General features: G+C 66.0%; 12 protein-coding genes. 10 read left to right on the top strand and 2 right to left on the bottom strand.

The annotated features are described in order from the left end of the window. Positions 1-2 precede the first annotated feature (2 nt). Both sigC and MSP7336_RS23290 read right to left on the bottom strand, forming a co-directional pair. Positions 3-557 (bottom strand): RNA polymerase sigma factor SigC, encoded by a 555-nt coding sequence (gene sigC, locus MSP7336_RS23295; RefSeq protein WP_069395386.1) that lies wholly within the window; start codon positions 555-557, stop codon positions 3-5. Between the two features lie 37 nt (positions 558-594). Continuing rightward, the gene (locus tag MSP7336_RS23290) at positions 595-1,335 is read right to left on the bottom strand and encodes a DUF2275 domain-containing protein (protein WP_181786906.1); all 741 of its coding nucleotides are present in this window, start codon (positions 1,333-1,335) and stop codon (positions 595-597) included. Between the two features lie 159 nt (positions 1,336-1,494). Between MSP7336_RS23290 and MSP7336_RS23285 the strand changes: the two genes are divergently transcribed. The 10 genes from MSP7336_RS23285 (at position 1,495) to MSP7336_RS23240 (ending at position 12,179) form a co-directional block, all read left to right on the top strand. Then, on the top strand, positions 1,495-3,042 hold the full coding sequence (locus MSP7336_RS23285; RefSeq protein WP_085178741.1) for a PPE family protein: 1,548 nt from the start codon (positions 1,495-1,497) through the stop codon (positions 3,040-3,042). Further along, positions 3,039-3,332 carry a type VII secretion system protein EsxG gene (gene esxG, locus MSP7336_RS23280; RefSeq protein WP_113964327.1) on the top strand — a complete coding sequence of 98 codons (294 nt, stop codon included), beginning with the start codon at positions 3,039-3,041 and terminating at the stop codon, positions 3,330-3,332. Before MSP7336_RS23285 ends, esxG begins: the two co-directional genes overlap by 4 nt. A gap of 18 nt (positions 3,333-3,350) precedes the next feature. Next, positions 3,351-3,641 (top strand): WXG100 family type VII secretion target, encoded by a 291-nt coding sequence (locus MSP7336_RS23275; protein ID WP_113963081.1) that lies wholly within the window; start codon positions 3,351-3,353, stop codon positions 3,639-3,641. A gap of 100 nt (positions 3,642-3,741) precedes the next feature. Then, a complete protein-coding gene (locus MSP7336_RS23270; protein ID WP_069398240.1) occupies positions 3,742-4,374 on the top strand; it encodes a dTMP kinase in 633 nt (210 codons plus the stop codon). Positions 4,375-4,427: 53 nt separating this feature from the next. Beyond that, positions 4,428-5,114 (top strand): two-component system response regulator MtrA, encoded by a 687-nt coding sequence (mtrA, locus tag MSP7336_RS23265; RefSeq protein WP_065016641.1) that lies wholly within the window; start codon positions 4,428-4,430, stop codon positions 5,112-5,114. Between the two features lie 16 nt (positions 5,115-5,130). After that, on the top strand, positions 5,131-6,777 hold the full coding sequence (mtrB, locus tag MSP7336_RS23260) for an MtrAB system histidine kinase MtrB (RefSeq protein WP_069398239.1): 1,647 nt from the start codon (positions 5,131-5,133) through the stop codon (positions 6,775-6,777). Next, positions 6,777-8,675, top strand: coding sequence for an MtrAB system accessory protein LpqB (locus MSP7336_RS23255; protein ID WP_113964697.1), 1,899 nt, complete (start codon positions 6,777-6,779; stop codon positions 8,673-8,675). The genes mtrB and MSP7336_RS23255 overlap by 1 nt, the downstream gene beginning before the upstream one ends. Before the next feature lie 205 nt (positions 8,676-8,880). Further along, positions 8,881-9,183: a WXG100 family type VII secretion target gene (locus tag MSP7336_RS23250; RefSeq protein WP_069398262.1), complete on the top strand. Its 303-nt coding sequence runs from the start codon at positions 8,881-8,883 to the stop codon at positions 9,181-9,183. A 2-nt stretch (positions 9,184-9,185) separates the two neighbouring features. Further along, the gene (locus MSP7336_RS23245) at positions 9,186-9,611 is read left to right on the top strand and encodes a WXG100 family type VII secretion target (protein ID WP_113964696.1); all 426 of its coding nucleotides are present in this window, start codon (positions 9,186-9,188) and stop codon (positions 9,609-9,611) included. Between the two features lie 6 nt (positions 9,612-9,617). Then, complete coding sequence (locus MSP7336_RS23240) at positions 9,618-12,179, top strand: WXG100-like domain-containing protein (RefSeq protein ID WP_113964695.1); 2,562 nt, start codon at positions 9,618-9,620, stop codon at positions 12,177-12,179. Positions 12,180-12,194: the final 15 nt, after the last annotated feature.

Here is a 12,194-nt window from a genome sequence, read left to right as displayed (position 1 = left end):
GCTTAGCCGGTCAAGTCGTCGCGGTCGAGCCCGGCCAGCAGCGCGCTGCGGGCACGCGCGACGCGGGACCGGATCGTGCCCACCGGGCAGCCGCAGACCGCCGCCGCGTCGGCGTAGGACAGGCCGAGCAGCTGGGTGAGCAGCAGCGCCTCCCGCTGGTCGGCGGTGAGGTCGGCGATCATCGTCGTCACCTCGACGACGTCTTCGAATCCGCGATCGGGACGGTCGCGGTTGAGCAGCTGTTCGGGATCGGCACCGTGCGCGGTGCGCGGGCGTGACTGCAGGTGACGGACGTGGTCGACGACGACGCGACGCGCGATGGCCAGCAGCCAGGTCCGCGCGCTCGAGCGTCCCGAGAATCGGCCGATCGCGCCGATCGCCCGCAAGAAGGTCTCCTGGGTGAGGTCGTCGGCGCTGGCCACATCCGAGAGGTAGGCGACGAATCGCCACACGTCTTGCTGGGTGGCCTTGATGAACTTCTCCAGCGCCCGGGGGTTTCCGTCGCCGGCGGCCAGAGCCAGCGCAGTAACGGCCTCGTCGTCGCTACGCGCGGTCACGACCACCCACCTTAATACGACGCTCTGTCGTAGTTGATCAGGCCGCGGAACGGTTGATCGGCCGCAGGTGGGGACGCCGTCGAATCCCGGGAACGTCGGTGGTCAACACGATGTCACGGGCATCGCCGTCGTCGGTGGCGCGGGGCTTCGACGAGCCGGCCCGGTCCCGGGCGACCAGCACTGCGAACACCATGCCCACCAGCACCGGCAGGTGGCTGGCGATGCGCACCGCGGTCACCTGGCCGCTGTAGGCGTCGGCGGCCACGTACCCGATCAACACCAACCCGAAGGCGCCGGCGATCGCGGCCACACCCACCGCCGCGGTGGTCCAGATGCCGGCGGCAATCATCGCCACGCCCAACGCGAGGAACCACGCCGTGGACTCGTGCAGCAAGTGCGCCCCGGTTGCGGTTCCATGCCCGTGATGGGACACCAGACCGAAGTCGACGCCGACGATCTGGGCCAGCGCCAGGGCGACCTGGACCACACCGACGACAATCAGACCCACCCGGCGGTAGTCGAAAACCAGATCCCGCAGCCAGCGCCGAGACGGGGCGACCGATGCGACGCCGGCGGTGGCCAGGATCTTTTCGACCAAATCCGGACCCTGCGCCACCTCAGCGGTGGACAGCCAGCGGGTTTGCGCCGCCACCCCGATCAGCCAGGCTCGACAATCGCTGCAAGAACCCAGATGGGCATCGACCCGCTGTGTCGACACCTGCGGACGTTCGCCGTCCAACCGCGCCGACAGGGCTTCCCGCACAACTTCACACCGCATGCCTGTATCGTCGCGCATCCCTGCCGTCGAGCAACAGCCGGGCTGCGGGTCGCCGCGAGAAGACCTCGGTTGGAACTAAACCGTGCCGCCTTCCGACCACTGTGGGAATGCAACCCGCGATTGCCGAAAGAGGTTTCTTGTGTCCCTGCGAGTCGGCCGGTGACGGCGCCGGTCTGGATGGCGTCGCCGCCCGAAGTCCACTCAGCACTGCTGAGCAGCGGGCCAGGACCCGGCCCCTTGCTGGCCGCCGCCGGTGAATGGTCATCTCTGAGCGCTGAATACACCTCGGCAGCAGACGAACTCAGCGCGGTGTTGGGCGCGGTGCAAGCGGGGCCGTGGCAGGGTCCGACCGCTGATCGCTATGTGGCCGCGCATGGCCCGTACCTGGCGTGGTTGCTCGACAGTGCCGAGAAAAGCGCGGTGGCGGCGACGATGCACGAGACGGCGGCGAGCGCGTATACCTCTGCCCTGGCCACCATGCCGACACTGGCGGAACTTGCTGCCAACCACGCCATTCACGGTGTGTTGGTGGCCACGAACTTCTTCGGGATCAACACCATCCCGATCGCGCTGAACGAGGCCGACTACGTGCGGATGTGGATCCAGGCGGCCGAGACGATGAGCACCTACCAAGGTGTCGCCGGATCCGCTCTGGCTGCCGTCACACCGACCGACCCGGCACCGCAGATTGTGGCGCCAGGTGGTGAAACTCGGGCTGCGGCAACGCAATCAGCCCCCGGCGCGGGTTCGTCGTGGCAGGACCAGCTAGCCGCACTGCTCTCGGAGTACACCCACAATTTCGCGTGGCCCCTCGGCGAGCTGCTCTACCCCAATGGTTGGCCCATCGACGCAGTGGCATTCACCAGCGGTCTCAGCTCGGCGCTGGAGCAAATCCCCGGAATGACACCAACTTTGGCCAGCGCGATGGCCTGGACGGTTTTTCACACGATGATCCTGTTTTGGCCCCTCGTTCAGGCAGCCCCGGCGCTGTTGATGGCCGTCGTGCCCGCGGTCGGCAGCGCGATGGTTGCCGGGCTGGCCGGAGTTGCGGGGGTTGCCGGAGTCGCCGGCGTGGAGGTTGCGCCGTCGGCCGCCGTGCCGGCCCCAGCCGGTCCCGCACCCGCGGCGGCCACACCGGCACCGTCAACGCTGGGTGCCAGCAGTGCCGCGACCGGCGTCACGCATGCCCCGACGACCGGCAGTGCGGCGGTGCCCGGCTCGGCCGCAGCAACCGGCGGGGGACCGCCGGCAGGGGGGCCCGGAGTTGGCTTCGGGCCGAGCACCGCGATGACCGACGGTTTTTACGCGGCCAGCGCGGTGGGCCGGTCAGCTTCGCGCAGCGCCAGCAGCCGGGCGCGCGATCGGTCTGCGGATTCGGCGTCGGATGACGCAGCTGCCGCCTCGCCCGCGGCGGCGCCGGCGCGCGGGCGAAAGCGCCTCGGCCGGCGCCGCGCTGGGGCCAAAGACCGATCGCACCGTTACGAATACATGGATCTCGAGCCGGTCGTCGACGAAGCGCACGACCAGACGCCACCCGCCACTTCTGTTGCTTCGGATGCGGGGGCGGGGTCGTTGGGGTTTAGTGGGAACGGTCGTGGGCCGGTGGCGGTGGGGTTGGCGAGGTTGGCTGGTGATGAGTTTGGTGTGGGGCCGGGTGTGCCGATGCTGCCGGGCAGTTGGGATGGTGAGGAAAGGGGAGTCGGATGAGCATGTTGGATGCGCATATTCCGCAGTTGGTGGCGTCGCAGTCGGCGTTTGCGGCTAAGGCGGGGTTGATGCGTTCGACGATTGGGCAGGCCGAGCAGGAGGCGGTGTCGGCGCAGGCGTTTCATGTGGGGGAGTCGGCGGCGGCGTTTCAGGGTGCGCATGCCCGGTTTGTGGAGGCGGCGGCGAAGGTGAATGCGTTGCTGGATATTGCGCAGGCCAATTTGGGGGATGCCGCGGGCACGTATGTGGCGGCCGATGCGGCGGCGGCGTCGAGCTACACCGGGTTTTAAGGGAAGAGGGGTTTAGTGATGTCGCAGATTATGTACAACTATCCGGCGATGCTGGCGCATGCGGCGGATATGGCCGGGTATGCGGCGACCTTGCAGGGGTTGGGTGCCGATATCGCCAGTGAGCAGGCGGCGTTGTCGGGGGCTTGGCAAGGCGATACCGGGATGACGTATCAGGCCTGGCAGGCGCAGTGGAATCAGGCGATGGCCGATTTGGTGCGGGCTTATCACGCCATGGCGGGCACCCATGAGACCAACACCACCGCGATGCTGGCCCGCGACCAAGCCGAAGCCGCCAAATGGGGCGGCTAGCAAGCTAAATACCAGGCAGGCCGCGGTTCGGCGATAGGCTCGGCCTCGATGGCCTCCCTGCTTCTTCGGCCATTCCGGCCCCATCGTCGGAAGGCGCGCCGTGCTGATCGCGGTTGAAGGTGTCGACGGCGCCGGCAAACGGACATTGTCAGCCGGCCTGCGCGATGCCTTCGAGGCGACCGGCAAATCGGTGGCGACGTGCGCGTTCCCGCGCTATGGGCAGTCGGTGCCCGCCGATGTCGCGCATGAGGCGTTGCACGGCCAGCACGGTGACCTCGCGTCGTCGGTGTATGCGATGGCGATCCTGTTCGCGCTGGACCGTGCCGGTGCCGTCGAGCACATTGAGGCACTGTGCCGCGACCACGATGTGGTGATCCTGGATCGCTACGTGGCCTCCAACGCCGCCTACAGCGCGGCCCGTCTGCACCAGGACGCGGACGGGGAGGTAGTGGCCTGGGTGTATGAGATGGAATACCGGCGGTTAGGGCTACCTGTGCCGGATTGGCAAGTGCTGCTGAAGGTTTCAGCTGAACTGGCTAGCCGGCGGGCCCGTCAGCGGGCCCGCCAGGAGGCGGGTCGGGCCCGCGACACCTATGAGCGCGACGATGATCTCCAGCGGCGAACCGGAGCGGTGTACGCCGGTTTGGCGGCCGCCGGCTGGGGCGGCCCGTGGCTGGTGGTCGACGCGGACGTCAGCCCCGCTGACCTCGCCGACCGGCTGATTGCCCGCTGATCTGAACGAAACGCGGGTGCAGTAGCTGAGTTTTGTCGTGAACAGGTGACACCATGGACACCATGAGGCAAAGGATTCTCGTCGTCGACGACGACGCTTCGCTCGCCGAGATGCTCACCATCGTGCTGCGCGGGGAAGGTTTCGATACCGCGGTCATCGGTGACGGCACGCAGGCGCTCACCGCAGTGCGCGAGTTGCGCCCCGATCTGGTGCTGCTCGACCTGATGCTGCCCGGCATGAATGGCATCGACGTGTGCCGAGTGCTGCGCGCCGACTCCGGCGTACCCATCGTCATGCTGACCGCCAAGACCGACACCGTCGACGTGGTGCTCGGCCTGGAGTCCGGCGCCGATGACTACATCATGAAGCCGTTCAAGCCCAAGGAGCTGGTCGCGCGGGTTCGCGCACGGCTGCGGCGCAACGAAGACGAGCCCGCCGAGATGTTGTCCATCGCCGACGTCGACATCGACGTCCCGGCTCACAAGGTGACGCGCAACGGCGAACAGATTTCGCTGACGCCGCTGGAATTCGACCTGCTGGTCGCGCTGGCACGCAAACCACGCCAGGTGTTTACTCGTGATGTGCTGCTCGAACAGGTGTGGGGTTACCGTCACCCGGCGGACACCCGCTTGGTGAACGTGCACGTCCAACGTTTGCGCGCCAAGGTCGAGAAAGACCCGGAGAACCCGACAGTTGTGCTGACCGTTCGAGGAGTGGGATACAAGGCCGGACCCCCGTGATATGGGGTGATCGTCTGTGATTTGGGGCTCGCGGCGACGCATTCGCCGGCGGTCCCCACCACTGCTCGGTATGAGTGCGTTGAGTCGGGCCGTGGGCGTGGCCTGGCGCCGGTCGCTGCAACTGAGGGTGGTGGCGCTGACCCTCGGAATGTCTCTCGCGGTGATCATGGTGCTTGGCTTCGTGCTGACCAGCCAGGTCACCAACCGCGTGCTTGATGTCAAAGTGCGTGCGGCCACCGAGCAGATCGACCGAGCCCGCACAACCGTCAGCGGGATCGTCAGCGGCGAGGAGGCGCGCTCGCTGGAAAGCAGCCTGCAGCTCGCCCGCAACACGCTGACGTCGAAAACCGATCCCACCCCCGGCGCCGGCCTGGCCGATGCCTTTGATGCGGTGCTGGTAGTGCCGGGTTATGGCCCACGACCCGCGGCCTCGGCCGGGCCGGTCGACCAAGTGCCGGGCGCGCTGCGCGAATTCGTCAAGGCCGGGCAGGTGGCCTATCAGTACGCGACCGTCAACACCGACGGCTTCGCGGGACCGGCGCTGGTGATCGGCAGTCCGACTTCGTCGCGGGTGACCAACTTGGAGCTGTACCTGATCTTCCCGCTCGGCAACGAGCAGAGCACGATCTCGCTGGTGCGCGGCACGATGGCCACCGGCGGGCTGGTGTTGTTGGTGCTGCTGGCCGGTATCGCATTGTTGGTGTCGCGGCAGGTGGTGGGCCCGGTGCGCACGGCGGCGCGAACGGCGGAACGATTCGCCGAGGGTCACCTGTCCGAGCGGATGCCGGTGCGCGGTGAAGACGACATGGCGCGATTGGCGGTGTCGTTCAACGACATGGCCGAAAGCCTGTCCCGTCAGATCACCCAGCTCGAGGAGTTCGGCAACCTGCAGCGCCGGTTCACCTCCGACGTCAGCCATGAGCTCCGCACGCCGCTGACTACGGTGCGGATGGCCGCCGACCTGATCTACGACCACAGCGCCGACCTGGATCCGGCGCTGCAGCGCTCCACCGAGTTGATGGTCAACGAACTGGACCGGTTCGAAAGCTTGCTCAACGATCTGCTGGAGATCTCCCGCCACGACGCCGGGGTGGCCGAGCTATCGGTCGAGGCGGTCGATTTGCGGTCCACCGTCAACAGCGCGTTGGGCAGTGTTGGCCATTTGGCCGAGGATGCGGGGGTCAAACTGATCGTCGACCTGCCACCCGAGGAGGTGATCGCCGAGGTCGACGCCCGCCGCGTCGAACGCATCCTGCGCAACCTCATCGCCAACGCCATCGATCACGCCGAGCACAAGCCCGTGCGGATCCGGATGGCAGCCGACGAGGACACCGTCGCGGTCACGGTCCGCGACTACGGGGTCGGATTGCGCCCGGGCGAGGAGAAGCTGGTGTTCAGCCGGTTCTGGCGCTCGGACCCGTCGCGGGTGCGCCGTTCGGGCGGGACCGGGCTGGGTTTGGCCATCAGCGTCGAAGACGCCCGTCTGCACCAGGGTCGGTTGGAGGCCTGGGGCGAGCCCGGCAAGGGTGCGTGTTTCCGGCTGACGCTCCCACTGGTGCGCGGCCACAAGGTCACCACAAGCCCGTTGCCGATGAAACCGATTGAGCGTGAGGACCAAGAGCGTCCGCCTCGGCAGCGCGAGCACGCCGAGAGGGGTGCGTGATGCGGCGGCTTGCCGCCCTGCTGGTCGGCGTGGCTACTTTGCTGGCAGGCTGCGCGGGGGGGCCGAGCACGTCGGCGCCACAAGCCATCGGCACCGTCGAGCGCCCGGCCCCGTCGACCCTGCCCAAGCCGACCCCGGGAATGGATCCCGCCCTACTGCTGCGCGAATTCCTCAAGGCTACCGCCGATCCGGCGAACCGACACTTGGCTGCGCGCCAATTCCTCACCCAAAAGGCGTCCAACGCGTGGGACGATGCCGGTAGCGCACTGTTGATCGACCATGTGGTGTTCGTGGAAACCCGTAGCACCGACCGGGTCTCGGTGTCGATGCAGGCCGACATCCTCGGTTCGCTTTCGGATATGGGGGTGTTCGAAACCGCGGAGGGAAAGCTGCCCGATCCGGGCCCAATCGAGTTGGTCAAAACCTCCGGCGGCTGGCGTATCGACCGGCTGCCCAACGGAGTGTTCTTGGACTGGCAGCAGTTTCAGTCCACCTACAAACGCCACACGCTGTACTTCGCGGATCCGACCGGAAGGACGGTCGTACCGGATCCCCGTTATGTCGCGGTGTCCGATCCCGACCAGCTGGCCACCGAGTTGGTGTCCAAGCTGATCGCCGGTCCGCGTCCGGAGATAGCAAAATCCGTCCACAATATGCTCGGCCCGCCATTACGGCTGCACGGGCCGGTCACCCGCGCCGACGGCGGCAAGAGCGGAATAGGCCGCGGCTACAACGGGGCGCGTATCGATTTGGAGCGGCTCACCATCGCCGACCCACACAGTCGGCAACTGCTTGCCGCGCAGATCATTTGGACTTTGGCGCGCGCGGACATCAAGGGCCCGTATGTGATTCATGCTGACGGCGCTGCGCTCGACGACCGGTTCGCTGCCGGATGGAACACCTCCGACGTTGCCGCGACCGATCCCGGCGTGGACCAAGGCGCCGCGGCGGGTGGNGCGCGCGAGGACATCAAGGGCCCGTATGTGATTCATGCTGACGGCGCTGCGCTCGACGACCGGTTCGCTGCCGGATGGAACACCTCCGACGTTGCCGCGACCGATCCCGGCGTGGACCAAGGCGCCGCGGCGGGTGTGCACGCACTGATAGGTGGTGGGCTGGTCGCCCTGGACGGGCAACGCTCGAATCCGGTCCCCGGCGCCTTCGGGCGGCCGACGAATCAGACGGCGGCGGCGCTGTCGCGCACTGGGCACCGCGTGGCGTCGGTGGTGACGCTGCGACCGGGTGCTCCCGATGCTGCGGCCTCGTTGTGGATCGGCGATCTCGGCGGTGAGGCGATGCAAGCTGCTGACGGACATAGTCTTTCGCGGCCCACCTGGTCGCTGGACGATGCGGTGTGGGTCGTGGCCGACGGCAACATCGTGCTGCGCACGATTCAGGAGACAGCCTCGGGGCAACCGGCCCGTATGCCAGTGGACTCCGCCGCGGTGTCAAGCCACTTTCCGGGAGTGATCCGCGAATTGCAGTTGTCGCGGGATGGAACCCGCGCAGCGATGGTTATCGAGGGGCAAGTGATCATCGCCAGCGTCGAGCAGACCCAGGCCGGTCAATTCGCGCTGACCTATCCGCGACGGCTGGGCTTCGGGCTCGGCTCCTCAGTCGTTTCGCTGTCGTGGCGCACCGGCGATGACCTGACGGTCAGCCGCACCGACGCCCAGCACCCGGTGTCGTACGTGAACATCGACGGGGTGAATTCCGATGCGCCAAGCGGCAATCTGCAGCTTCCGGTCTCGACGATCGCCGCCAACCCGTCGACGGTCTACGTCGCCGATCCCCGCGGGGTGTTGCAGCTATCGGGGTCTGGTGCCGAAGGCCCGCAAGGCTGGCTCCCCGTGCAGCCGTTCATGGTGGCCGGCGCTGTGCCCGTCCTGCCGGGGTGAGTTGCGGCGTTGCCCGCAGGCGCTGTCGCAACGGCTCATGCATGCTGGGTGCTCTTCACCGGGCAGCCAGGTATCAGATATTAAACCTATTGACATTTCGCGAATCGCTGCACGCAGTTTGCCGATCCAGCCACCCAAATTAGTGTCATTTGGGGCTTCGCCGTTGAGGTAGCGTTTATGGTCGTCCCTTTGTAGGAGGTGCGCGATGGCAGATCTACAGGTGACCCCGGAGGCGTTGACGCATGCCTCCGGTGAATTCGATGCAGTCGCGCAAGAGTTACGGGCGGGTCTGGGGTCCATCGACGACGAGGTCGGAAGTTTGCTGGGCGGCGCCTGGCGGGGGGAGGCGTCATCGGCGTTTGAGGCGGTCTGGCGCGAATGGCATGAGGGTGCGTCGAAAGTGTTGCAGGGGTTGACTGTGATGTCGACGTTGTTGGCGGATGCTGCCTCGCGGTATTCGCAGACCGATCGTGCGGGTGCCTCAGGCATCGATGCTGCGGGGGTGTAGTCATGGGTGCGTTTCGGGTTGATCCGGCCGCGTTGTTATCGGCCGCGGACCGGATGTCGGAGTTCGAGCAGCACCTGGAAGACAGGCTGGCTCAGGTGACAGCNGGGTGCCTCGGGCATCGATGCTGCGGGGGTGTAGTCATGGGTGCGTTTCGGGTTGATCCGGCCGCGTTGTTATCGGCCGCGGACCGGATGTCGGAGTTCGAGCAGCACCTGGAAGACAGGCTGGCTCAGGTGACAGCTGCGCAGAAGTCGTTGGGTAATGCGTGGGACGGTTCAGGCGGGCAGGCGCAGGCTGCGGCAGCACAGCGGTGGTCTGAAGGCGCGCAGGAGATGCGTCAGGCGTTAGCGGATCTTCGCCGTATCGCTGTGGCCGCGCATGAAAATTATCGGGGTGCGATACAAACGAATTCGCTCAACTGGGGTTGACGTCGCGTGGGTGGACTTGACGTCGATCCGCCGCGCCTCGCCGGGGACGGCAGGAATCTTGGGGCAAAGGCCGACGCCTTGGCGGCTGCGGTGCAAGCGCTCGAGTCTGCGTTGTCATCGTCGGGACAGATGTGTGGCGATGACAATGCTGGTAAGGCGTTCGCCTTAAATTACCGGCAGAGTGGTCAGGCGTTGTTCTCGGCGGCCGAGGCAGCGGTAAACGCTTGCCGCAAAGTGGGATACGGAATCGAAGTCACCGCGTCCAACTACGCCCACAGCGAAGCGGCGTCGACCATCGGCGGCGGCGAGCCATCAGTACCGAAACCAGCTGAACCACCTCAGTTTTCGGGTCCGACGATGCCCAATCCATTCGGGCCCGCTGTCGGTGAACCGATGTTGTGGGCGGTGGTCCGCCAGTTTGTCGGCAGCCCGTGGCCAGACGGTAACCCTGCAACGCTAAGAGCGGCGGCATCGGCATGGCGTACATTCGGCTCGGCGGTAACCGGTGTTACCGAATCAATCAGTGCGGGCGCTGCCGACCTGACTGGCCATGAAATTCCCGAGCTCGCGAAAATCACCGGTGCAGTGGCGGAATTGAGTTCTGGCGTACAGGGTTTGGGCAGCCAGTGCGAGTCGATCGCGGCGTCGCTGGATTCATTCGCCGGCGAGGTCGAGGCCTCGCAAGAAGCCATCCGTGACTTGCTGCACCGACTGAGCGCATCGGGAATTCTCAAAGAGGTGGGCAGCATTCTCACTGGCCACAACCCGATGGACGATATCAAGCAGGTCGCCAACGACATCAAGGAAATTCTCCATACTCTCCACGGTGAGGCCAGCGCCGGCGTGTCGTTGTTTCAGACAGCGACGAACGAGCTGGACACTCTGACAAACAAATTGGAGGACTGGACACGCAAAGAATTCACCCATTTCCTGGGCAATCGTGTCGGCAACGCCGCGGCCACCATAGTTAACGGTCAACTCGACTTCTCCGAGGGCGCTTTGAAGAGCGTTCTCGAAGGCGTCGGAGGTTTGGGGCAGCTGGCGACCCACCCGGAAGAGCTCGGCAAGCTTGTGGCTGAGGGTAATCCTGTTACGCAGGGCGCCATGTTTGGCCACGACCCGAAGGGCTTCATCGATCAGAAGATTGATATGGCCAAAGGCCTGGTTGATGCCAAGGACTGGGGCGGCGATCATCCGTTGCGTGGACCGGGCTATGTCGCCGGCACCATCGCGCAGTTTCTGATTCCGGGCGCTGGCGAAGTCAAGGCCGGCGCGGAAGCTGGCCGGTTCGCCGATGAAGCCGCGCAAGCGGCTCGCGCCGAAAGCAATATGGCACGTGCCGGCGAAGGAATCCTTGGCGCGGGAACGGAATCCGGTATCGCCGCGAAGGGTTCGAGCATTGCTCGCGATCTCAACTCGATCGACGTCACGCCCCGCGAAGCCGCTGCCCCGGCTCCACCCGTGCGACCGCCCGAGCCCGGGCCGTCTGTAAGGCCGGCCGAGCCGACACCTGCGCAGACGCCGGGTGCGGGTGCTGGGCCCGGGGCCAGCGCGGGGCGGCCGCCGGTCGATGCCCCGTCCGTACCCCACACTGGTGGTGGCGAACCCGGCGGCTTCCACGAACCCGCGCCGACGCCAGCCGCTGAGCATCCAGCGCCCGCATCCGCCGTGCCAGGTGAAGGTGTTCACGAACCCGCGCCGGTGGGCTCTGCTGCGGCGACGGGTGAGCATGCACCGTCCGCTGGCATCCAGACGCCCAGCATGCCCATGACAGCTGATGCATCCGGGGGTCAACCGACGCTTGCCAGCGCGCATGCGCCTGAAAGTGCCCCGATGGCTCCGGCGCACGAGCCGATTCCCGACTCATATCCCGGCGGAGCGCATCCTCCCGAACCGCCGCCACCTCACGACCCCGGTGGGCCTGGCGGCGGAGGCAGTGGCCACGGCGGTGGCGATGGCAGCAGCCACGGCGGCACCGGCGGTGATCAGCACACTCCCGTTGACCGACCCGGCCACGACGGATCACACGCATCCGAAGACGGCTCGCCAATTGATCATGATGGACCGCACGCGGATGAGCCATCATGGAATGGTTTGACCGATGAAAAACGTGATGAGATCCTTGCAATGGAAAAGGGTGAACGCCCTGATCCGTCCGAATATCTATCGCCAGAATACATTCAGAACCATCTCGAAAAATTTCACGATGGCGCTACTCGGTTCATGCCTGAGTCGAATATTGATAAGTGGGGAATCGCCCAGCGTGATGGAACCTCGTTCGTTATGCCGAAGAGCGAGGCAGATGCCCTGATGGATGCGACCCGGGGTGACCCACGCGGTTTGGAGAGAGCGCTTGGGCTCCCTGACGGATTTCTTGAGTCGAAGAAGCTGGTCAGGATCGATATACCCCGGCCTGAAGAGTTCAACCTACGCATTCCGTCCGGCAATGAAGCTGGCGCGAACGAGCAGTGGATTCCGGGTGGCTTATTGCCGGATGGTGCGTCGGAAGCTGTTATCGACGGTGGAAGGATACCTGAGGGTGGTTATGATCGAAGAGACATCAATTAGTAGAAGAAGGCGCTC

The organism is Mycobacterium shimoidei (assembly GCF_900417275.1).
GTDB lineage: Bacteria > Actinomycetota > Actinomycetes > Mycobacteriales > Mycobacteriaceae > Mycobacterium > Mycobacterium shimoidei.
The sequence above is the reverse complement of the archived record's forward strand: the minus strand, read 5'-3'. Positions and strand labels throughout refer to the sequence as shown.

Coding starts and splice junctions, on each gene's coding strand:
- MSP7336_RS23290 (WP_181786906.1), bottom strand. CDS start 1,335: ATGCGGTGTGAAGTTGTGCGGGAAGCCCTGTCGGCGCGGTTGGACGGC.
- esxG (WP_113964327.1), top strand. CDS start 3,039: ATGAGCATGTTGGATGCGCATATTCCGCAGTTGGTGGCGTCGCAGTCG.
- MSP7336_RS23275 (WP_113963081.1), top strand. CDS start 3,351: ATGTCGCAGATTATGTACAACTATCCGGCGATGCTGGCGCATGCGGCG.
- mtrA (WP_065016641.1), top strand. CDS start 4,428: ATGGACACCATGAGGCAAAGGATTCTCGTCGTCGACGACGACGCTTCG.
- MSP7336_RS23250 (WP_069398262.1), top strand. CDS start 8,881: ATGGCAGATCTACAGGTGACCCCGGAGGCGTTGACGCATGCCTCCGGT.